23 protein-coding genes and 1 tRNA gene are annotated in these 20,286 nt (G+C 51.5%); 6 read left to right on the forward strand and 18 right to left on the reverse strand.

All coding sequences use genetic code 11. The features are described 5' to 3' along the window. Position 1 precedes the first annotated feature (1 nt). Together KHU29_RS01060 and KHU29_RS01065 are read right to left on the reverse strand one after the other, a co-directional pair. Positions 2 to 3,235: an efflux RND transporter permease subunit gene (locus KHU29_RS01060; RefSeq protein ID WP_211450847.1), complete on the reverse strand. Its 3,234-nt coding sequence runs from the start codon at positions 3,233 to 3,235 to the stop codon at positions 2 to 4. A 69-nt stretch (positions 3,236 to 3,304) separates the two neighbouring features. After that, the gene (locus KHU29_RS01065; protein ID WP_211450848.1) at positions 3,305 to 4,516 is read right to left on the reverse strand and encodes an efflux RND transporter periplasmic adaptor subunit; all 1,212 of its coding nucleotides are present in this window, start codon (positions 4,514 to 4,516) and stop codon (positions 3,305 to 3,307) included. A gap of 452 nt (positions 4,517 to 4,968) precedes the next feature. On the opposite strand from KHU29_RS01065, the gene KHU29_RS01070 reads away from it, so the two are divergent. Beyond that, a complete protein-coding gene (locus KHU29_RS01070) occupies positions 4,969 to 5,592 on the forward strand; it encodes a TetR/AcrR family transcriptional regulator (protein WP_211450849.1) in 624 nt (207 codons plus the stop codon). A 143-nt stretch (positions 5,593 to 5,735) separates the two neighbouring features. After that, the gene (locus KHU29_RS01075; RefSeq protein ID WP_211450850.1) at positions 5,736 to 6,209 is read left to right on the forward strand and encodes a transposase; all 474 of its coding nucleotides are present in this window, start codon (positions 5,736 to 5,738) and stop codon (positions 6,207 to 6,209) included. A 148-nt stretch (positions 6,210 to 6,357) separates the two neighbouring features. On the opposite strand, the gene KHU29_RS01080 is transcribed toward KHU29_RS01075, so the two are convergent. Further along, positions 6,358 to 7,080 (reverse strand): tyrosine-type recombinase/integrase, encoded by a 723-nt coding sequence (locus KHU29_RS01080; RefSeq protein WP_246541321.1) that lies wholly within the window; start codon positions 7,078 to 7,080, stop codon positions 6,358 to 6,360. 565 nt (positions 7,081 to 7,645) lie between these two features. On the opposite strand from KHU29_RS01080, the gene KHU29_RS01085 reads away from it, so the two are divergent. Beyond that, on the forward strand, positions 7,646 to 8,092 hold the full coding sequence (locus KHU29_RS01085) for a hypothetical protein (RefSeq protein ID WP_211450852.1): 447 nt from the start codon (positions 7,646 to 7,648) through the stop codon (positions 8,090 to 8,092). A 4-nt stretch (positions 8,093 to 8,096) separates the two neighbouring features. Here KHU29_RS01085 and KHU29_RS01090 read toward each other — a convergent pair whose 3' ends face one another. From KHU29_RS01090 to KHU29_RS01140, 11 genes are all read right to left on the reverse strand, one after another. Further along, positions 8,097 to 8,294, reverse strand: a complete 198-nt coding sequence (locus KHU29_RS01090) for a hypothetical protein (RefSeq protein ID WP_211450853.1) — start codon at positions 8,292 to 8,294, stop codon at positions 8,097 to 8,099. 49 nt (positions 8,295 to 8,343) lie between these two features. After that, positions 8,344 to 9,267, reverse strand: a complete 924-nt coding sequence (locus tag KHU29_RS01095) for a rolling circle replication-associated protein (RefSeq protein ID WP_246541323.1) — start codon at positions 9,265 to 9,267, stop codon at positions 8,344 to 8,346. 187 nt (positions 9,268 to 9,454) lie between these two features. Continuing rightward, on the reverse strand, positions 9,455 to 10,618 hold the full coding sequence (locus KHU29_RS01100) for a zonular occludens toxin domain-containing protein (protein ID WP_211450854.1): 1,164 nt from the start codon (positions 10,616 to 10,618) through the stop codon (positions 9,455 to 9,457). Next, positions 10,615 to 10,956, reverse strand: a complete 342-nt coding sequence (locus KHU29_RS01105; protein ID WP_211450855.1) for a DUF2523 family protein — start codon at positions 10,954 to 10,956, stop codon at positions 10,615 to 10,617. Before KHU29_RS01105 ends, KHU29_RS01100 begins: the two co-directional genes overlap by 4 nt. A gap of 1 nt (position 10,957) precedes the next feature. Further along, on the reverse strand, positions 10,958 to 12,388 hold the full coding sequence (locus tag KHU29_RS01110) for a virulence factor TspB C-terminal domain-related protein (RefSeq protein WP_211450856.1): 1,431 nt from the start codon (positions 12,386 to 12,388) through the stop codon (positions 10,958 to 10,960). Positions 12,389 to 12,530: 142 nt separating this feature from the next. Next, complete coding sequence (locus tag KHU29_RS01115) at positions 12,531 to 12,749, reverse strand: major capsid protein (RefSeq protein ID WP_211450857.1); 219 nt, start codon at positions 12,747 to 12,749, stop codon at positions 12,531 to 12,533. A 636-nt stretch (positions 12,750 to 13,385) separates the two neighbouring features. Continuing rightward, positions 13,386 to 13,691 carry a hypothetical protein gene (locus tag KHU29_RS01120; protein ID WP_211450858.1) on the reverse strand — a complete coding sequence of 102 codons (306 nt, stop codon included), beginning with the start codon at positions 13,689 to 13,691 and terminating at the stop codon, positions 13,386 to 13,388. 198 nt (positions 13,692 to 13,889) lie between these two features. Then, positions 13,890 to 14,162, reverse strand: coding sequence for a hypothetical protein (locus KHU29_RS01125; protein ID WP_211450859.1), 273 nt, complete (start codon positions 14,160 to 14,162; stop codon positions 13,890 to 13,892). Between the two features lie 2 nt (positions 14,163 to 14,164). Further along, positions 14,165 to 14,422: a hypothetical protein gene (locus KHU29_RS01130; RefSeq protein WP_211450860.1), complete on the reverse strand. Its 258-nt coding sequence runs from the start codon at positions 14,420 to 14,422 to the stop codon at positions 14,165 to 14,167. After that, on the reverse strand, positions 14,422 to 14,607 hold the full coding sequence (locus tag KHU29_RS01135) for a hypothetical protein (RefSeq protein WP_211450861.1): 186 nt from the start codon (positions 14,605 to 14,607) through the stop codon (positions 14,422 to 14,424). The genes KHU29_RS01130 and KHU29_RS01135 overlap by 1 nt, the downstream gene beginning before the upstream one ends. Beyond that, positions 14,607 to 14,837, reverse strand: coding sequence for a hypothetical protein (locus tag KHU29_RS01140; protein WP_211450862.1), 231 nt, complete (start codon positions 14,835 to 14,837; stop codon positions 14,607 to 14,609). Before KHU29_RS01140 ends, KHU29_RS01135 begins: the two co-directional genes overlap by 1 nt. Positions 14,838 to 15,236: 399 nt before the next feature. Here KHU29_RS01140 and KHU29_RS01145 point away from each other — a divergent pair. Beyond that, positions 15,237 to 15,312, forward strand: a tRNA-Lys gene (locus KHU29_RS01145). A gap of 59 nt (positions 15,313 to 15,371) precedes the next feature. Here KHU29_RS01145 and KHU29_RS01150 read toward each other — a convergent pair. The 4 genes from KHU29_RS01150 to KHU29_RS01165 form a co-directional block, all read right to left on the reverse strand. Beyond that, positions 15,372 to 15,953: a type II toxin-antitoxin system HipA family toxin gene (locus KHU29_RS01150; protein ID WP_343216014.1), complete on the reverse strand. Its 582-nt coding sequence runs from the start codon at positions 15,951 to 15,953 to the stop codon at positions 15,372 to 15,374. Next, positions 15,895 to 16,599, reverse strand: coding sequence for a type II toxin-antitoxin system HipA family toxin (locus tag KHU29_RS01155; RefSeq protein WP_211450863.1), 705 nt, complete (start codon positions 16,597 to 16,599; stop codon positions 15,895 to 15,897). The genes KHU29_RS01150 and KHU29_RS01155 overlap by 59 nt, the downstream gene beginning before the upstream one ends. Beyond that, the gene (locus KHU29_RS01160; protein WP_246541325.1) at positions 16,596 to 16,919 is read right to left on the reverse strand and encodes a helix-turn-helix domain-containing protein; all 324 of its coding nucleotides are present in this window, start codon (positions 16,917 to 16,919) and stop codon (positions 16,596 to 16,598) included. The genes KHU29_RS01155 and KHU29_RS01160 overlap by 4 nt, the downstream gene beginning before the upstream one ends. A gap of 209 nt (positions 16,920 to 17,128) precedes the next feature. Continuing rightward, on the reverse strand, positions 17,129 to 18,022 hold the full coding sequence (locus KHU29_RS01165) for a sterol desaturase family protein (RefSeq protein ID WP_211450864.1): 894 nt from the start codon (positions 18,020 to 18,022) through the stop codon (positions 17,129 to 17,131). Between the two features lie 98 nt (positions 18,023 to 18,120). Between KHU29_RS01165 and KHU29_RS01170 the strand changes: the two genes are divergently transcribed. Both KHU29_RS01170 and KHU29_RS01175 read left to right on the forward strand, forming a co-directional pair. Continuing rightward, a complete protein-coding gene (locus tag KHU29_RS01170) occupies positions 18,121 to 19,149 on the forward strand; it encodes an AraC family transcriptional regulator (protein WP_211450865.1) in 1,029 nt (342 codons plus the stop codon). A gap of 630 nt (positions 19,150 to 19,779) precedes the next feature. Further along, on the forward strand, positions 19,780 to 20,118 hold the full coding sequence (locus KHU29_RS01175; protein ID WP_211451125.1) for a carboxymuconolactone decarboxylase family protein: 339 nt from the start codon (positions 19,780 to 19,782) through the stop codon (positions 20,116 to 20,118). Positions 20,119 to 20,286 lie beyond the last annotated feature (168 nt).

The following is a 20,286-nucleotide window of genomic DNA, read 5'->3' on the forward strand; positions in this document are numbered from 1 at the left end:
TTCAGATTCCTTCGATGTGCGCCACTGTTGCAACGGCTGGCGCTGCCGGGCCATGCGCTGTCGGCGTCGGGGCTGCATGTTGTTCGGCTATCGGTTTTGAACCGGTAAAGCGCGATGCCAGGGTGCGCAGCAAAACGTAAAAGATCGGTGTCAGGAACAGCCCGAAAGCGGTCACGCCAATCATGCCGGAGAACACCGCAACTCCCATTGCATGACGCATTTCAGCGCCGGCGCCGGTCGACAGGATCAGCGGGATGACGCCGGCGATGAAGGCGATCGACGTCATCAGGATAGGGCGCAAACGCAAGTGAGCAGCTTCGATTGCAGCGGCGTAGATGGAACGCCCTTGCGATTCCAGCTCATGCGCAAACTCCACAATCAGGATCGCGTTCTTACACGCCAGGCCGACCAGTACGATCAGGCTGATCTGGGTGAAGATGTTGTCGTCACCTCTAGTCAGCCAGACGCCGAAGATTGCAGACAAGATTCCCATAGGTACGATCAGCAACACTGCCAACGGCAAGGTCAGGCTCTCGTATTGCGCCGCCAGCACGAAGAACACCAGCAATATCGACAACGGCAGGATGATGAACAGCGTATCGCCGGCGATCTTGTCCTGGTAAGTGATTTCGGTCCATTCGTAGCTGATGCCGCGTGGCAGCGTCTCGGCGGCGATGCGTTCTACCGCAGCCTGAGCCTGGCCGGTGCTGTAGCCAGGCGCGGGTCCACCGTTGACATCGGCCGAGGGGAAGGCGTTATAGCGTATCGCCTGGTCGGGGCCGTAGCTTTGCGTCATTTTCAACAAGGACGACAACGGCACCATCTCGCCGCGGTCGTTGCGCGCTTTCAGCAAGCCGATGTCTTCGGCATGGGCACGGAACGGCGCATCAGCCTGGACCCGTACCTGGAAGGTGCGGCCGAACTTGTTGAAATCGTTCACGTACAGCGATCCCAGGTAGATTTGCAAGGTGTCGAATACCGCCGGGATCGATACCCCCAACTGCTGGGCGCGAACCCGGTCGACATCGGCGTACAGCTGCGGCACGTTGATCTGGAAACTGGAGAACATGCCAGCCAGCTCCGGCGCTTTTTGCGCTTTCGCCATGAATGCCTGCAAACCGTCACTCAACGCCTGGTTGCCAAGCGCAGCGCGATCTTCGATCTGCAGCTTGAAGCCGCCGATCGTACCTAATCCCTGCACCGGTGGTGGCGGGAAGACGGCGATGAACGCACCTTGGATAGCCGCGAACTTTTGATTCAGCTGCTGTGCAATCGCAATCCCGCTCTGGTCGGCGCCACGGCGCTCGTCAAACGGTTTGAGTGTGGTGAAAACGATGCCGGAGTTAGGACTGTTGACGAAGCCGTTGATCGACAGGCCAGGGAAGGCCACGGCGGATTCCACACCAGGTTGTTTCAGCGCGATTTCGGACATCTTGCGCATCACGTCTTCGGTACGGTCCAGCGATGCGGCGTCAGGTAATTGCGCAAAACCCACCAGGTATTGTTTGTCCTGGGCCGGGATGAAGCCGTTCGGCACGGTATGGAACAGCAGCACGGTAACGCCGATCAATACCGCATACACTGCCAGCGCGGCAGATTTTCGTTTCAGGATGCCGGTCACGCCACCGCTGTAGGAGTCCGACGCACGATGAAAGACCCGGTTGAACACGGCAAAGAAGCCGCCGAAGAAGCGATCGATCAGGCGTTGGAATGCATCCTTCTTGGCACCGTGGCCTTTCAGCAGCAGGGCTGCCAGCGCCGGCGACAAGGTCAGCGAATTGAATGCGGAAATCACGGTCGAAATCGCAATCGTCAAGGCGAACTGCTTGAAGAACTGGCCGGTCAGGCCGCTGACGAAAGCCAGTGGAATAAACACGGCGCACAAGGTGAGGGCAATCGCCACGATAGGCCCGGAGACTTCGCGCATGGCTTTATAGGTGGCTTCCTTGGCGGATAAGCCGTTTTCGATATTGCGCTCGACGTTCTCCACCACCACGATGGCGTCATCGACCACGATCCCGATGGCTAGCACCAGCCCGAACAAGCTCAAGGCGTTGATCGAAAATCCCAGGCCCATCATTACCGCAAAGGTGCCGATCACCGATACCGGCACTGCCAGCAACGGGATGATCGAAGCGCGCCATGTTTGCAGGAAAATGATCACCACGATCACCACCAGCAGAATCGCTTCCAGCAAGGTATGGACCACGGCCTCGATGGATGAGCGGACGAACTGGGTCGGGTCGTACACGATCTTGTAGTCGACGCCTTCCGGCATGTCTTTCTTCAGCTCGGCCATGGTGGCGCGGACGTTATCGGAGATTTCCAACGCGTTGGAGCCCGGCGCCTGGAAGATAGGAATCGCTACTGCCTGCTTATTATCGAGCAATGAGCGCAACGCATATTCGCTGGCGCCGAGTTCGATCCGCGCTACATCTTTCAGATAAGTGACGACGCCATCCGGAGAAGTGCGGATCACGATGTTGCCAAATTCTTCCTCATTGGCGAGGCGGCCGCGGGCATTTACCGAAATCTGATAATTCACGCCGGGCACCGACGGCGAAGCGCCAATCACACCGGCGGCGACGTTGACGTTTTGCTGACGGATGGCGTTGACGACGTCGGTGGCAGCCAGGCCACGTTCCGCCACCTTGCGCGGATCGAGCCAGATGCGCATCGAGTAATCGCCCGAGCCGAACAGCTGGACCGAACCAATCCCGGGCAGGCGCGCCAACCGGTCTTTGACGTTCAGCACGGCATAGTTACGCAGGTAAGCCATGTCGTAACGGTCGTTGGGCGACAGCAAGTGCACCACCATGGTCAGGTTGGGTGAGCTCTTGACCGTGGTGACGCCGAGTCGCTGGACCACATCCGGCAATCTCGGCAAGGCTTGGTTGACGCGGTTCTGCACCAGTTGCTGGGCCTGGTCCGGTGAAGTGCCCAGCTTGAAGGTGATGGTCAATGTCATCAAGCCGTCCGAAGTAGCTTGCGAAGACATGTACAGCATGCCCTCGACGCCGTTGATTTGTTCCTCGATCGGCGTCGCCACGGTTTCCGCGATGGTCTGCGGATTGGCGCCCGGGTACTGCGCCTTGACGATCACCGATGGCGGAATCACTTCCGGGTATTCGGAGATCGGCAGGCTGAGCATGGAAATCAGGCCGCCGATCAAGATGATCGCAGATAGAACGCCCGCAAAAATCGGACGGTCGATAAAGAATTTTGAAATATTCATGGTGTTGGGCTCTGCTGAGTGTTTGGCATCGATGCGATGGTGCGATGGTGCTGATCGTCGTTGCCTTTGTTATTTAGCGCTAGCCACCGTCACTGCAGCCTTGGATGGAGAAGTGTTTTCTCCATCCATGCTGACAGTCACCGGCGTGACCAGGTCATTCGGACGTATCCGTTGCAAGCCGTTGACGACGATCCGCTCATCTTTCTTGAGGCCGGAACGGACCACGCGCAAGCCATCGACAATCGGGCCGAGCTTGACCGGGCGATACGTGACCTTGTTGTCGGCGCCCAGCACCATGACGTATTTCTTGTCCTGGTCGTTGCCGACTGCCTTGTCGTCGATCAGCACGGCCGTTTCAGCGGCTGAACCACCGGTGCGTACCCGGGCGTACATGCCAGGGGTGAGGGCACCGTTCTGGTTGTCGAACACGGCGCGTACGCGCATGGTCCCGGAGGCGGTATCAAGCCGGTTGTCGAAAGCCTTGATCTGGCCTTGATGCGGATAACCGTCTTCGCTGGCCAGACCGATCGAGACCGGCAAGTGACTCACGCCCGAGTTGCCGACCGCGCCGTTGGCAGCGTAGCGGATGTAGGTCTGCTCATCCACCTCGAAGCTGACATACACCGGCGACACCGATACCACGGTAGTCAATGCAGGCGAAGCGACACCTGCGCCAACCAGATTGCCGACCGTGATTTCAGCGCGTGAGACACGGCCGCTGACCGGCGCTGAAATCGATGTGTATTGCAGGTTCAGGCGCGCGGTTTGCACCGCCGCATCCGCTGCCTTAAGACTGGCGTCTGCTTCCAGCAGAGCATTGTTGCGCTGATCCAGTTCACGCTGGGCTACTGCATGTTCCTCGATCAGACGGCTGGTGCGGGCCAGTTCGGTTTTTGCCAATGCCAATCCGGCTTGGGCGCCAGCCTGGGTGGCTACTGCGCGCGCCAGTTCGGCTTGATAGGGGCGGGGATCGATGGTGAACAGCAGATCGCCCTTTTTCACCAACTGGCCTTCCTGGAAATGCACGGCGTCGATGGTGCCGGATACGCGTGGCCGTATTTCAACCCGTTCGATGGCTTCCACCCGTCCTGAAAAATCATCCCATTCAGTAACCGATTTTTCCAGGGCGGCAGCCACCGAGACCGATGCCGCGGCAGGTGGCGGGCTGACCGCTTTAGCCTGGCGGCTGGTCAGGGTGAAGGTGCCGGCGGCGGCGAGGATGAGGATGCCGACCGCAATCGCAATCGCTTTGCGAGAAAATAATGGTGTCGAAGTTTGCATGTGAGACCCCTGGATTGGTATGTGTAAAAACGGTTTAAAACCGGTGTGAAAACGGAAATGGATAACTGCGTAACTAGAAACAATCGCTTGAGCGGAAGGCCGTACAGGTAAGATTTCAAGGTTTAGGCTGGGTCGGGCGACCGGCATTGGCGTTCTTGATTGGCTTGGAATGCCTCAAATCATGATTAGCAATATAAGGTCGGCAAGCCGTCAGCCGATAGCCGCTTACTGCACGCTTCTTGTCCGATCCTCCAAATGTGCCGATTTCCCCCTTGCCCGAAAGCAAAAAATCACGCCCGGAAAACATCAAATTTAATTCTGTGAGACACTAATATTTCTTTTTGGCCACATCCGGCAACTTCAGAATTTCTATTTAATAGTGATCGCTATGAATTATGATGCGACTCTAGCGGGCTTGTTTTGCGCTGTCAAGTGGTTTAATATCGATCACTATGGAAATGACACAAGACAAGCCGCGCAAGAAGGCCGGCCGTCCTTTATCGTTCGATAGGGAAACCGCGCTGGAGCGCGCGATGATGGTTTTCTGGCGTTACGGGTACGAGGCGACTTCGCTCAATGACCTGACTACCGCCATGGGAATCACGCCGCCCAGCCTGTACACGGCATTCGGCGACAAGGAACGCCTGTTTCTGGAAGCGGTGGAATATTACCTTGCCAAAAAGCCCTGTTTTTTTGAATCGATCGTAGCCGAGCCGCTGACTGCAAAAGAAAGCATCAGGAGTTATCTCGAGGTCATCGCGATTTCACAAACCGATCCGAATCAGCCGCCCGGCTGCATGGTCGTGACTTCAGCCACCAATTGCACCGCTGCCTCCTCGCATGTGCAGGAAGTACTGGCGGATTACCGCGGACAGATGGAAGCCGGCATCAAAGCGCGGCTGGATCGCGGCGTCGCCGAAGGCGAGATGGCGGCCGATACCGACACTGCTGCACTGGCCAGTTTTTTCGTCACTGTCATCCACGGCATGTCGACCCAGGCCCGTGACAACGCCAGCCGCGAGAAGCTGCTGGCGATAGGCGCGCAAGCGATGCGCGCCTGGCCGGATCCGCTCTGAGACTGGCTGGATAGGGCAACACATTGCCCCTCAATTTTAAGATAAGTCCTATATTCCTTGCCGACCCCCGTCGCTAGAATGTTAAGCCTGAGCCTCGCAAGAGAGGCGATTCGCGCAACAGAATTTTTTCAGGGGCCGCCACGATGGACCATGTGCAGAAGCAAGAAATCAAACTTCAAGATGAGCAATGGCAAAAGCTGGAACCGCTCCTGACGGGCAAGCAAAGCGATCCAGGCGCCAATGCAAAAAACAATCGCTTGTTTATCGAGGCGGTATTGTGGGTAGTGGTGAATAAAAGCGTGTGGCGCCATCTGCCACAGCAGTTTGGCAGTTCCAGCACGGCCTACATGCGTTTTCGACGTTGGACCGAATGCGATTTCTGGCGTCAGCTGGCGCAAAGCGGGCTTGAGGATGTGGAACTGGCGCGGACGTTGGAGCGAATTGTGGAATACAGCGATTTGTATACCCGGCGCATCGAGCAACGGATACAAAGAAAAAATCAAAAGACCATCTATAAATCGACTATCGCAACAGCCAAGGTCGTTAAGCCAGCCAAGCGCACGCAGTTTGCAGCGGATGAATCAACCTTGCATTGGGTCGGTTTGGTCACGGCGTGAGCATCAGTTGATGCGTGGGGAAGGGCAGAAACAACGATCGATATTTAATTTGATAGATATTCCCACGAAGAACTAGCAATTAAAATAAACAGCGGCTATAATTCGTCCCCTGTTGGGGCGTTAGCTCAGCTGGTAGAGCAGCGGACTCTTAAACACACTCCTGTATCATCAAACTCCCCAAGTTATCAGCATAAACTGCCAAGTGCCCGGCAGATAAATGCGCGTATCGTCGAACCATATCTGCATTCTCCCAACCGCCTAATTCTTGTAGCACGTACAAAGGCGTACCGTTCTGCACGTGCCAACTAGCCCATGTGTGCCGAAGATCATGCCACCTAAAATCATGAACGCCGGCACGCTTTAAAGCCTTATACCAAGCCGCTGTAGTCGTCTGCACAATCCGCTTTCCCTTATAAGCAAAAACGTAAGTCTGATTTTTCCCCACCTGCTTTGAAATAATACGTACTGCATCGCCATTAAGCGGCACAGCGATAGCTTTACGCATCTTGGCTTGATCAGGATGTATCCATGCCAGCCGACGCGACAAATCGACCTGAGACCATTCCAACCCAGTTACATTAGACTTTCTAAGGCCAGTAGCCAAAGAAAAAGCAGCCATATCAGACAAATGTTCAGGCAACTCGTGAAGCAACCGAGTAGCCTGGGATCTAGAGAGATAACGAACTCTACGCAATGGCTCACGAAGGAGGCGAACCTTAGGCACCGAACGCAACCACTTCCAATCAGAAAAAGCGCGATTAAGTATTGCACGCAACAACGCAAGAGTACGATTCACCGTAGCATTAGCAGCACCAGTAGCCAATTTTTTATGATGAATTGCAGCTACAACAGAGCGATCGATCTGAGACAACGGTATGCCAGAAAGATGTTTGTTAAGCCAACGAATAATAGATTGATCAGAGTGCAGAGAACTCTTATGCGATTGCTCAGAAAGCCATCTAGCCGTAGCGTCATCCCATGTATAAATCATGTCTTCAGTGAGATACCAAAAAGCTAAAAATCCCTACACACCGGCTATGGACATGTCGCAAGCGACACCGTGTGGATAAACTATTGATTGAGGATGGACAATTGTCGAAAATCGCTACAACCCTTAGCAAAAATCAAGATCGACAATTGACCACGCTCACTCAACAGCTTACCCACACTTGCCCACAGCAGTAGTCAGCATGCAACCCGCGTATTCTCACTAGCAAATTAAAAATAAAACTCAAAACAGAATGAACGTTCAAACGACATCAAAATGCATAGGCAGAAAAAATCAAAAAGCCGAAAAAACGACCATCCATACCCTAACTCCCGCACCGAATCCCAAAATACAAACAGAACCCGAAGAACCAAAGACAAAACCAAACAACAAAAACAAAAAAAATAGATAATAAGAAACATTGTAAATCAACAAGATAAAACAAATCATGTTAAAAAATATTTCTCAAATGGCAATATCAATAACACTATCAATAACAATAGTGGGATTAGGCATCTGGTTAATGACAGCATCGACACCTAAAAACACAACCAAACCAACAGAAATCGAGATCGTCAAATACGACGAAGAAATACAACAAGAACAAAACAAAGAACGAACAGCACAAGTAAAAGAAGAAACCAAAACAGCAATACAAAAGTGTGAAAACAAAAAAAGCACAACCTACACAGATCAACTATGCGACACAAACACAACCGCAAAAAACGTAACAATCAAAGACCCAAGCGCTGGATTCGTTAGCCCAAGCCAAAGAGCAATCGCAGAGACACGAGAACACAACCAAAACACAATAAAAACACCTGGATACAGAGAAAGTACAGAAACAAATAAATACATAAAACCAACAACAGCAGGAACATCAAACGAAGAATAAAAAACTAACGCTTACGTAACAACTGAGAACGAATCAACTTAGTCAACACCTGCGTTTTGGTCATATCTTTAAACTTCAAAAATTCATCAAGCCCATCAACAACATCACGCGGCAAATCAACAGTGATAGCAACCAACTGATGCCGAGCACGAAACGCACGAAGCTTTTCAGCATCATCAGAATATTTTCGAGCCCTAGGCATAACACCCCCAAAATTGAATCGTTACAAGTAACGTTGCGATCGCAGCCGATTAAAACGGTACATCAAAGACACCGCCAGCAGAGCGACCAGCAATAGGACAAGAAGCAAGCCACACAACACCCAAACCATTGTTAACCCAAGTCTGCAAACCATCAAAATTATAGTCACCAATAATTGCAAACGCAGTCTGCACAGCACCCAACATAGTAGTAGAAGCAATACGCCACGAATCAGATTCAGGTATATCAATACCCCGAGAACACAAATACCTTTTTTGATTCAAGCCACGACAATCCATTTGCTTAGAACAGTATTTCGCAATGTAAGAAGCAAGTTTATGAAGTCCATTACGACCAAATCCGAAACGATGAGGATCACGAACGTTTACCTGCCCCATCTGTTCACCATACTGCCCAAGCCCAACAACAGATTGCCAAATCGAGCGAAGCAAATAGTAATTTTGACGACCAGCTACAGCGACATGAAAATGTAAAGCCCCGCGCTTTTGCTCTTCAATGACAGCCACATATTTAAAGGCTTTAGCCTTATTTAAACGCCGCGTAAATTTCTTCCAATCAGCCAAGGCGCGCTCACGATCAACCATATTTTCACGATAAGTAAGAGTAACCAAACGATCTGCCCCCAAAGCCTTACAACATTGACGGACACGTTTTTTTGCACGCCGACCAGCATCATCATCATTGGCCAACCGGTTCTCACTCTCACCACGTTTAGAACGAGGCACAGCGACCAATGCAGCGCCAACAAAGAACTTTTCCTTGCGTACCATTACCTCGACTTGACCATCAGGAAAAACACGCTTAGTAGCGATATATGTATCCTGCCAGCCATGACCATCATCAGACCACCATTCAGGCTTATCAGCCTTATGTTGTAAATCAAACGAAACTTCATTATTAGAATCTACGGAAACATCTTGACTTGCACTGGAATCTGTATAATTGGAATTCATCGGTAGCCATTCAGAGTGGTTATTGACAGGCCCACTACACTGCAATGTATGTGGGCTTTTTTACGTCCTAAAATCCTTACTTCAATCCTTTATTTTTCATCCCTGTTCTTAAGTGTCCCTAATACAAGTTTAGGCGCGCTACGCGCGCCACGCCGGAGCTTTGCTCCCCGGCGCCATCGGGGCGTCCTCATTTACGACCACCAGTACGTTTGCCAAGAACACCATAACCATCCTCATCACCAATCACCTGAACGCGACCGTTATCACCAAAGGATGCCTTGCCCCTCTCATCAGCATTAGCACGCGCTATAGCCTCACTAACAGCCTTAGATTGCGACCGTTCAGCAGACCTCGCAGGATCATAGTCAAAGTCCTCAAAATAGCCCTGAGCCACAATCAATTCACATTGATCACGATGCACACCCATTTTTGTACCCTGCTGCGAAAAACATGTGCACCGATCTTTAGACGCAACGCATGCAACCGGCATGGCAACCTTAGTAGGCTTAGTGAGCTGATCGTAACGCGGCGCTGTATGCGTCATTCCCGGCACTCTCTCAATATAAGAATTCAAAGAAGACGTGTCCAAACGATCAGCGGCAGAAACACCACCCACCCCAGAACCGACAGCACCCCCACCAGATACAGCCACCACGGAATTTTCACGTCCGTTTGGTTGTCCATTTTTATCACCCCACTTAGTTTTAAGATGCCAAAGAAAAATTGCAAGCCCAACGACGAGACCAACAGTCGCAGCCAATACCAGTAATTTCTTAATCGGCCAATTTCGCTTAATCGTATGCACATCCGTACTCTTATAAGCACCAAAATATTTCTTATTTTCTTTGTACTTATAATTTTTTATAGCCGTTTTTTTGAAATGATAATCATCAGGATCACCAACTTTCGAAAACTGTTGAACATTCGCATAAGACAAACCAAGCGGTCTAACATTGTGACGAAATTCATTCACCAAACGCCGAACAAAAACATCCACCATCATCGCATCTTGCGTAATCAGAACAATGTCAACAGCCCCCGAATTTGGCGCGAAACGATCAGCATGACGATGCAACGCAAAACGCTCTATCCACTCAGGCGGACGACCAGTACCACGCTGAGGCATCAACTCCTGCGCCTCATCAAAAACAATCACCGAGCCCTTAGGAAAATTCCACCACTCCCGAATTTCCTCCATTGTTTCAACGTTATGCCAATGAGGAACATCTAAGTCACGTATGCCATACGCATAGACCTCACGTTTTTCTTTTTCCACAAAACGTTCAGTCACAAACTGAATAGCAGACATCGTTTTGTAAGACCCGGGCATACCTGTAAAAAGAAAAATCATTTTGCCAACCTCGACAAAAACACACGACCGGCCGCAATCGACGCACCAGAAATATAAGCAGCAACAATCATCAAAACAGCATCACCACCACCAGCCAACTTAAACATCTGCCACGCCAACTGCCCAACCGCAACACCATTCACCGTAACGCCAACAGATCCAGAATAAGCACTCGCAATTGCACCCTCAATTTTTGAAACAACAAAACTCACGCCAGTAAAAGCCGTAACACCTAGCCCTAACCCGAGCAAAATAGCGCCCATACGCGACGCCAATACCCACAATAAAGCACGACCAACCCATGCCCCAATCGCCGCACCAATGACATATAAAGGCATGTTAAGACCCCACTCTCATCATAATTTTCATCGACAACATTCCAGCAGCAAGAATGACAAATACACGCATGGCCTGAGCCATACCGCAAAGCTGATCAAACGGAATAGAAATAGCCTTAGAAAAAACAGTGATCGACATCGGAGCGGGGCACGTGGCACCACCACCCATCATCGGTAAATCGTTCGCAGCCTGTTGTTGAGCATCAGAAAACTGCTTATTCACATCGATATCACGACTACGATGCGTGGGATCAGCAGCTAACGCATCAGCCTCAGCACCAGCAGTATCAGTTGCACGAAGCCCAGGCATAGTAGCCATGCCTTGCGCATCGGAATCAGATTGAGCGGCACACACATCCATCGCTTCTTTTTTATAAAGCGCGCCCAAAATTGCATCCCCCGAAACAGAAATACTTTGACAAGTGCCTGATACCTGATTGTTTATACAAATATCTAAATTGGAATGCTGAGCGCAAAAATCATTTTTCTTATCATCAGTACTATCATTTTTTCCAGCACCACCAGAACCATTTGCAGTAGTGGCGCCAGTAGCAGAACAAGTTTTTGTGCCAGATGCGGAAGTAGTGCATGTCGTAGTAATAGTCGTTTGACTACCATCACTATTGCCGGTCGTTGTAGAACCAGTAGTCGTAGTCGAACCATCAGCATTATTAGTTGTTGTAGTTGGACTCGTAGTTGTAGTTTGAGTAGGCGTCTGCGGAGCAGTACCCGTACCAGAACAAATTGGCGTACCACCCGAATCAGTGCCAACATTTTGAGTACCGGCCGGACATGAGCCACCAGCGCCAGAAGGGGAAGAGGCTGTATACGGCGGATTTGTACTAACATTAGGAATCTGCGATCCACCTGGAGAAGTCGGATCAGTACCAGCGGGAGCCGCCGTACCGTTATACGTCCCCTTATAGTCACACCACCACTCCTGAGGACCGGAAGTACCTGACACATAGTACGAACGACAAGCACCCAATTCAGTCACGTTAAACTGGCAGCTATTAGCAACCTTAGGATACGTTGGAGTATCCTTTTTTCCACCATACAAAGTGACGGAAACAGATTTCCCTGCAGGACAAGCATTGTCACACGAACCAGTCGTAGAATTATATACAGTGCCAACAGGACACGACGCACCAACCCGCCTCACACTAGTTCGAAAAGCAACCGGACCACCTTGCTGAGCGTAACAATACGCAGTAGTCGAATCCATCACGATATGATCATAGACCCAACCGAATTGCGCTTCATTCGTCTTCTCATAATCAATGCAAGCAGACACAGCATCAGGAAAATGCGCAGCTGAATTGTTAGACGGATGCACCCAGTAATAATCGACTGCATGACTCACCTTATGCACCAGCATCAGTACCAATGCGATGCACACCGAAACCAGAATCCGTTTCAAAAAATAAATCATGGCTTAAACAAAATCCAGATAGCAACGATAAAAACAAACAAGGCATACCCATATCCCGCATTAACCATATATCCCCCAGACGTAAAAAGGGCGTGGATACATCCGAAAACATAACCACGCCCCGACTACCCAACGCCCTTGTTTAAAAGAACGTCGCTTTCACCCACTTGATACCCATCGCGACCGCCGCCAAACCGATCACCGCAGTGCCAACCGATACGATGGCGGCACGAATATCACCGTTAATCAACGTCACCGCAGACGACACATCAAACGAAGTCGTTTGCGCCGACGCAGCACCAGCAACACCAATCAAACCAACTACCAGCAGCGCTTTCACAGCGTTAACCTTATTGCCCATGATTACTTACCCCTTTTACGTGTAAAAAAATGCAGCACTAGCTGCCACTTATCTGACACCACCACAGTGTCAAATTCCCCATACTCATTCATCAGCGAAAGAAACCACCAGATGACCAAGCAAATGCACATCAGCACGACCGATACAACAGCGAGAGCAGTCGAAACACGAATTGATAAATTTGCGATGCACATAAACAGCAGCGCAAAAACCATAAACGTCGAACGAAATAATTGAACACTCATTTCTTTTCTGCCTTGAAAAATGGATAGCGCACCAACACCGACAGCGCCACACCAAAAAACATACCGGCCAATGCGAAATAACAAAACAAACCGGACAAATCCATCGGAGTACAACGCATATCAGCCCCCAACATTCATGGTGTTACGAATCCAACGCAAACCGAAAGCGATAGCCCATACAACAGTAGTAGAAGAGCCAAGCTGAGCCACATCAGATTGAGAAAGGGGAGGGAATAGCCCTTGTGATTGAATGACCGAAGCGTCAACGTACTGAGCATTTGCACACGCACCGCCCGAACTAGGAACCTGATCACACACCAACACGTAAGCAGCCAAAATACACTCCCGATAGCAGTTAAAAAGGGTGGCGAAATCAACCACCCCGCACACATTACGCCGCTACTTTCTGATCAGCCCGATTAACAGCAGCACGAACCGGCGTCAATTCCGACACCACCGAGCCGACGCGTTTTTGCTGATCGATAGCAACCTCAAAATCAGCCTCATAAGAGCCAGGAGCAATGTCCTTAAATTTTTCCGGCAGAACCAATTCACCGACAAGCGGAATCACTTGACCATCCTTGTCAGTTTTATGGACGATGCATTGCGCCATGCGCATGTCATAGTCATTGCCAGTTTTCTTGGAACGGCCCGCAACCTTTTGAACATACAGAATTTGAATAAGTGTTTTAGACATGATTGACCCCTAGATCAAGTTATAAAGTTTTCGAAACGAAGGTATAAAAATGGGCAAGCCGCCCCTGCTTGTAAATGCGCTTTTTGGCGCGTGCTACAGCGACGGAAGATTCCGACGCGGATTCAATAAATTTTGTTAATAGCCATCCATTAGGACGAAAAACGTGTACTTCAAATTGCTGCAACCGCAGCCGAGCCATTACCGCGCACCCGCCAGCACCTGCTCATACACCAACCGCATGCCATCCACATAATCCATGGCAGGAACAAGCGCATCCGGTTCAGTACCTTGAAAAAATTGCGCAGCACCGGGAACACCCTCGATATCTGGAGCCTGACTGCAATATGCGATATACCCAATGCATCGAGCCTTATCCACGTCATACCATTCAAACTGAGGAACAATCCCGGATACAACCTGAGGCTTTATTAAGGCCGGTAATTCTTGATCAGCGCGAAATACATCCGACATAACTAAACCTCCCAAGGTTGTTTACGAACACCACCAACATCTGAATTGTCGACACAGAAAAACGAGCCAATCAAATAGCAAAGCCCAATGAATCCCAGCAAAGTCAGGACTGTGAAAATAATCCGATGAAAATCATCATTAGATTCCCAGCCAGTCACCAAAAAAATAATGGAAACAGGAGTAAACAAACACCACGTAACTGCAAAAAACGTAATCAAATTACGAAAACCTAACCACGTAGTGAAAAGGGCATCACGCATCACCACAAACTCCTCAAAAATGATTGCAGAAGCAGCGACAGACCGAAACCGACAAGCACAAGAAAAATCCATGCGCCAACATCACCGCCATTCAACAAATCACCAACAGAGGGAATCACGCGAGTGCCAACAACATGACCATTGACCATCTGGACGGCCACGACGATTTCATAAACAGCCGCCATCACCATTCACCTGCCATGCCACCGAGACAACTGATATGACAGGCTATCAATTCACCGAGACCTATATAGGCGTAGAACATATGCTGTTCCCGGCAGGAACGACGCTCCTGAAACATCGTATGTAGACCATTAGCCATATAGCCATTAACACGCAAATGACGAGCCGCAACGTCGGCAGGCGTTTCAAAAACACGGGTAGGAATCGCAGGAAGTGCAGTATTCGTTTTCATACCAAGCCCCTAGACTGGTTAAATTTCGGAAATGTGCTATCGTTTACATGAAGTGACTAACAAGATATTACTTTCATCAAGTTAGTATCATCATGTTAGCAAAAGAATTGCCCGTTTACAAGGACTTTCATCATGAAAACAATTGATTTTTACTATGCAGCCAGAGGAAGTAATAGGGATGCAGATATGGCGAGAATGCTAGGGATCACGACAGCAGCAATTGCAAATGCTAAGAAAAGAGAGCATTTATCTGCCTATCACGCCGCCAAGTGCGCACAACTAGCAGGCCTCAGCGTAGAAGAAGCAATCCTTGCATCAGCAATGGAAGCAGAACATGAGCCAGAAAAGAGAAAAGAACTAGCATTAATGTTGAACCCTAGCTATAATTCGCCTCCTGTTGGGGCGTTAGCTCAGCTGGTAGAGCAGCGGACTCTTAATCCGTAGGTCGTGTGTTCGAATCACACACGCCCCACCAACAGTATTCAGGTAGGGAAATCAAGCACTTGCGATTTATCGCGGTGCTTTTTTTTCGATTCAACTACTTTTGTCATTCCCGGCATACTTGGAACCGAGGACCGATGGCCGCATTACATACTGGCTGCACATCTCGATATCGTGTTCTGATACGCCGTCTTGCGCAAATGATGCCCTCCAATCACGTACCTGCACCAGTATCTCGGCAACCATATTCTGTGCGGCTTCCTTCTTCAGCAGAAATCTCTTGCTTGCAGAAAGAACGTTGGATAGTGTGGGCGCATGGCCATCGTCGCCGATCCGCAGCTGTTGATATCCAAGGCCTTGAAGCTGTGGCTGGATATCGTAGGCCGGTGCTAACTGCCACTGCCTTTCCTTGAACAGGAACGCATGATTCTTTTCATGATCGTCGGTATTTTCCAGGCAGACGTTCAGCGCCATGCGTCGAAACAGCTCGTGGCAATCTTCTTGCGGCGATTTTGATAAGCGGCGTGTCAGGTCGGCGATGTCAGCGTATCCCATATCGTTTTCGCTCACGCCTTCGGCTATCAGCATGGTCCTGGCGCTGGCAAAATGCACCCGGCTATCGCCTTCTCGATCGAATCGCTTCACCAGCAGTATGTTGCGCCCGCCGATTTGCACCAGGGACGATTCGGGAACGCGAATACCGCAGCGTGCAGCCAGGCTGCAGGCTGGCGTGCTCAAGGGCGCAAACATCGGCTTCATCGCTTTCGGCGGGGAATTTGGCTATCCAATCTTCATTGTTGTGCTTGATGATGGCTTTCGGGCGTGCGCCCCCGGCGCTTGCGCCTGGACGCAGCAGGCGGCTCATGGCCTCATCGATCGGCATCTGACTTTCCAGCGCCTTGGCTGCCCGTATCAGTCCCGGCAAATCAGCGGTATGGAACGCCTGCTCTTCCGCCACCAGGTAGTCGTCGTGCGATCGTGAGTAGCCTAGCGCGCCGATGCGATCTTCGCCGGCCAACTCCAGGTATTCCAGATGTGAGCGCCGGCGAGGATTGAATATCTTGTTAATCACCGCTTGTCCCCAGCGATCCGGACCGGCGTCTTCGAAGATAGGGTGAATATCTTGGCCCATCGGAGGCTCCATGACGCCGGATCTCAGTGGCATGTCTGGGGACAGCGCGAAGGACTGTGGATGCTGCAGCCAGGCCTCGTCATACGAGAAAAGGCAACGCCGGCCGCGCAGCAGTTCCAGCTTCCCGCAAAGAGCCGGCTTCTGACTGTGTTCAGGATAAATCCACGCGTACAGGATGTCGTCGTTCATGAAGATACCTTTTTGCCCTTTTTAATGCTTCGCAGTTCCTGTAACAGCGCCATTTCATCCGCCTCAGGATTGGCCAGCTCGCCTAGGAAATGGACGCCGCCGAGCGCCCACAGTGCAGTCGCATATGCGCCCATTGATACGGAAGGGTCGCCGGCCTCGACGCGGCGTAGCGTCGGAATCGATACCTGGATCCGGCTGGCAAACGATGCAAGGGATTCCTTGCGACGTCTGCGCGCGATATGAATATGCTCCCCGAACGAGCGCAGATTGCGCTCGACCGCAGCTGGCAGCATGATTTTGGCATTTGAATTCTTTGACATGAACATATAGTTACAAATATTCGAAATTTATGCAAATATATGTTCTGTTTTGAGATTTATTTATTTTCCCATGGGAAAATATTATTGTTTGATGGGCCGAAAAAAACCATATTCAAAGGAAATATATTGAGGTAAAGGCTGGGGGAAGGCCGTCGTTTGTTCGAGTCGCACACATCACACCAACAGATGAAAGACTGCCGGCCACTACCCTAAGGCTGGCGCGCATCACCACGCTCATATTCCGGCGGCGCCCACAGGTGTTTCAGGCGTTGCTTCAAGCTACCCGGCTGCGCCACGTCGCGCCACATCGCAACGAATTCGTGAAAGTTGAGGGTCAGCGGATTGTGGCTGTAGACCTGGCGCTTGATGCCGTAATCCACTGTTTCTTGTTCTTCCACATAGGTCCCGAACAGGCGGTCGAAAATGATCAGCACGCCACCATAATTTTTGTCGATATAGCAGTCGTTGCGGCCATGATGCGCGCGGTGGTTGCTGGGAGTGTCGAACAGATACTCCAGCGCCGGATGCAGCTTGCCGACGCTTTCGGTGTGGATGAAGAACTGGTACACCAGATCGCAGGCATACAGGATGAACACTACTGCCGGATGCACGCCCAGCAGCACCAGCGGCATGAAAAACAGCCACCAGCCGGTGATCGGATAGAGCATAGACTGACGCATGGCGGTCGTCATGTTCATATGCTCGCCGCTGTGGTGCACAACGTGGGCGGTCCAGAACCAGCGCACGCGATGGCTGCTGCGATGGAACCAGTAGTAGCAAAACTCGACGCCGACGAAAATCGGCAACAGGGTCCAGCCGTTGATTGGGATCGTAAAGAAACGATGGTGCCAGAACCAGAAAATGGCGGCGCCGACGAATACCACGTGCACCGCCAGTTCGAACAGCTGATAGCTGCTGCCGAGGGTGAGATTGGTCAGGATGTCTTTCCAGTAGAACTGCTGGCGAGCACCGCGCTTGCGCATGACCTGCCATTCGATGGCAAAGCCGACCAGGAACAATGGCGTCATGCCGATCAGCACCACCTGTTTCCACTCTATATGGGAACCGAAAGTGGCTTCCATCCAGGCAATCAGATCCATCATGATGTACCACCCTATGCGCTTTGTCGATGCAATGGATTCTAGTGCCCGGGAAGTTTAAAGGCTTGACCGCGACAGACAATTATTTGACAATTCTCGCCATGCACTCAACCATAACGGAGCAATCGGTGCGGGGTGTCGTTCCCGGCACCTACGTGCGATTGCTGTATGAGTATCTTGAGAAGCAGGGTGTGGCCGCTGCCGCCTTGCTGGGCGTCGCCGCGCCGGAAGCGGCCGACCGCGGCTTGTTGCGTTACCCGGTGGTGGCCTGGGGTGCCTTGCTGCAGCGCGCCGCCGAACATCTGCATGATCCCTTGCTCGGCCTGCACCTGGGCCAGACCATTACGCCGGCCCATTTTGGCGTGATGGGATATGTGCTGCTGGCTTGTCCGAATCTGGGCGCGGCGCTGGCGCGCACCTTGCAATACCAGCGCCTGCTGTATGACGTTAATCCGATGCGTACTACCGTGGAGGACAGTGATCTGCTGCTCGAATGGGGTGTCGACCAAGGCCGTCCCGGGCCGCTGGTGGACGAATGCGCCATCGCCGCACTAGTGCAGCTGATGCACAACGCTACCGGCCGCCGTATCGTGGCGACAGAAATCCGCTTCGTGAATCCGCCGCCCGCCAGCATCCGGCCTTATCGGGATTGGTTCGGCTGCCCGGTATCGTTCGGCCAGGCGGTGACTTCGATCCGCTTCCCGCGAGCGCTGCTGGCACTGCCGTTGCGGCAACCGGACACCGTTTTGTTGAATGTCCTGGAAAGACAGGCCGACGCGTTGCTGGCGCAATTGCCGCCCAGCGACGATTTTGAGCAGGCGGTGCGGCGCTGCATCGCCCGCCTGGTGCGCGAAGGCCAGCCGGAACTGGATACGGTTGCGAACGAGCTGCATGTTTCGGCGCGCACCTTGCATCGCCGGCTGGCTGCCAGCGACATCAACTTCAGGGAACTGCGCGAGAGTATCCGCCAACACCTGGCCGAAGACTATCTGGCCGATCCGCGCCTGCAGCTGGCGGAAATCGCTCAGTTGCTGGGCTATTCCGAGCAGAGCGCGTTTAGCCGCGCATTCCGCCGCTGGAGCGGCCAGACGCCATATGTTTATCGGCAACGCTTGCTCGGCTCAATGTAAGTACCTCATTATCATTGCTCCTGAAGCTTTGAAGATTGAGTACTTGGCGGTTCGCATATTTGGAGTGATCCACGGGGATGCCATTGTCGCTTGCCTGTACAGCGCCCGTCAGCGTGAGGAAAAGCGTTGTGACGCTAGTGATGAATGAGAATAATTTCATTTTTATGGCTCCCCTGGAAATTTCATTTTGCTCTGCAAAAATACTCATGGCTTATTGATCTGTTCTGATTCAACAAGCCTCACCCCGGCATCAAGGCGTATTTCCCCGGTCCGGTGACTGCTAATAGCAACAGGCCACCCAGGCGAGTATCAGGTCGTCGAGCATGTTTTCTACCCTTATTGGTGGATAGTTTTGTGTCGGGAAAACGTATGCGATGCTGCGTATCCTATGTCGAAATTTGACTGCTGTGTACAGATTTATCCGACTTTCAGTTTGATGTTCATATCGGCATTGGCCGGTTACCACGACGAAACCGGCATTAATATTTTTTGCCTTGACGAAAATGGAAAACTCGCCGAGCATGGATAAGTGCCGCAACGCATCCCAATGCAGGCGGCTAACGACGCCACGATGTTCTGACGACGTTTGCTCACTGCCATCTTGATTGCCATGAAAGGAAAATCAACATGATGCTCGAATGGAATGACTACCAGAAAGAGTTGATGACCCGCATCGGCGAGATTGGCAAACTTAGTCCGGATACCCTGCGCGGATATCAGGCACTTTCCAATGCCGGCCAGAAGACAGGAAAGCTTGATGCCAAGACGCGCGAACTGATTGCCCTGGCAGTCGCGGTTACCCGTCAGTGCGACGGTTGCATCACGGTGCATACCGACGCCGCAGCAAAGCACGGCGCCACCGCCGAGGAAATCGCCGAGGCGCTGGGTGTTGCGATCGCGGTCAATGCGGGCGCCGCGATGGTGTATTCAGCGCGGGTGATGGATGCCTTTTCAGTCAAACATCCCTAATCCTACACTGCGGTGCAGCACCGGCAACTGATCGTAGACAGTAGTCCGCAGTAACGGTAGCAAACTCAGCATCTCACTCGTACGACACTTGATCAGACCGTACTGATGGCAGGCGTGCGCCATTCCTTTTGACCTTCTTCTGGGATAGGAACGCACCATGGATCATCC

The sequence above is a fragment of the Collimonas antrihumi genome, assembly GCF_018304965.1.
Taxonomy (GTDB): domain Bacteria; phylum Pseudomonadota; class Gammaproteobacteria; order Burkholderiales; family Burkholderiaceae_D; genus Collimonas; species Collimonas antrihumi.

Excerpts from the sequence above, each read along its gene's own strand:
- KHU29_RS01070 (WP_211450849.1), top strand. The coding sequence starts at position 4,969 with ATGGAAATGACACAAGACAAGCCGCGCAAGAAGGCCGGCCGTCCTTTA.
- KHU29_RS01160 (WP_246541325.1), bottom strand. The coding sequence starts at position 16,919 with ATGTCAAAGAATTCAAATGCCAAAATCATGCTGCCAGCTGCGGTCGAG.
- KHU29_RS01100 (WP_211450854.1), bottom strand. The coding sequence starts at position 10,618 with ATGATTTTTCTTTTTACAGGTATGCCCGGGTCTTACAAAACGATGTCT.
- KHU29_RS01120 (WP_211450858.1), bottom strand. The coding sequence starts at position 13,691 with ATGTCTAAAACACTTATTCAAATTCTGTATGTTCAAAAGGTTGCGGGC.
- KHU29_RS01115 (WP_211450857.1), bottom strand. The coding sequence starts at position 12,749 with ATGGGCAATAAGGTTAACGCTGTGAAAGCGCTGCTGGTAGTTGGTTTG.
- KHU29_RS01125 (WP_211450859.1), bottom strand. The coding sequence starts at position 14,162 with ATGTCGGATGTATTTCGCGCTGATCAAGAATTACCGGCCTTAATAAAG.
- KHU29_RS01105 (WP_211450855.1), bottom strand. The coding sequence starts at position 10,956 with ATGCCTTTATATGTCATTGGTGCGGCGATTGGGGCATGGGTTGGTCGT.
- KHU29_RS01140 (WP_211450862.1), bottom strand. The coding sequence starts at position 14,837 with ATGAAAACGAATACTGCACTTCCTGCGATTCCTACCCGTGTTTTTGAA.
- KHU29_RS01110 (WP_211450856.1), bottom strand. The coding sequence starts at position 12,388 with ATGATTTATTTTTTGAAACGGATTCTGGTTTCGGTGTGCATCGCATTG.
- KHU29_RS01175 (WP_211451125.1), top strand. The coding sequence starts at position 19,780 with ATGCTCGAATGGAATGACTACCAGAAAGAGTTGATGACCCGCATCGGC.
- KHU29_RS01170 (WP_211450865.1), top strand. The coding sequence starts at position 18,121 with ATGCACTCAACCATAACGGAGCAATCGGTGCGGGGTGTCGTTCCCGGC.
- KHU29_RS01130 (WP_211450860.1), bottom strand. The coding sequence starts at position 14,422 with ATGCGTGATGCCCTTTTCACTACGTGGTTAGGTTTTCGTAATTTGATT.
- KHU29_RS01095 (WP_246541323.1), bottom strand. The coding sequence starts at position 9,267 with ATGAATTCCAATTATACAGATTCCAGTGCAAGTCAAGATGTTTCCGTA.
- KHU29_RS01155 (WP_211450863.1), bottom strand. The coding sequence starts at position 16,599 with ATGAACGACGACATCCTGTACGCGTGGATTTATCCTGAACACAGTCAG.
- KHU29_RS01075 (WP_211450850.1), top strand. The coding sequence starts at position 5,736 with ATGGACCATGTGCAGAAGCAAGAAATCAAACTTCAAGATGAGCAATGG.
- KHU29_RS01060 (WP_211450847.1), bottom strand. The coding sequence starts at position 3,235 with ATGAATATTTCAAAATTCTTTATCGACCGTCCGATTTTTGCGGGCGTT.
- KHU29_RS01135 (WP_211450861.1), bottom strand. The coding sequence starts at position 14,607 with ATGGCGGCTGTTTATGAAATCGTCGTGGCCGTCCAGATGGTCAATGGT.
- KHU29_RS01065 (WP_211450848.1), bottom strand. The coding sequence starts at position 4,516 with ATGCAAACTTCGACACCATTATTTTCTCGCAAAGCGATTGCGATTGCG.
- KHU29_RS01165 (WP_211450864.1), bottom strand. The coding sequence starts at position 18,022 with ATGATGGATCTGATTGCCTGGATGGAAGCCACTTTCGGTTCCCATATA.
- KHU29_RS01085 (WP_211450852.1), top strand. The coding sequence starts at position 7,646 with ATGTTAAAAAATATTTCTCAAATGGCAATATCAATAACACTATCAATA.
- KHU29_RS01090 (WP_211450853.1), bottom strand. The coding sequence starts at position 8,294 with ATGCCTAGGGCTCGAAAATATTCTGATGATGCTGAAAAGCTTCGTGCG.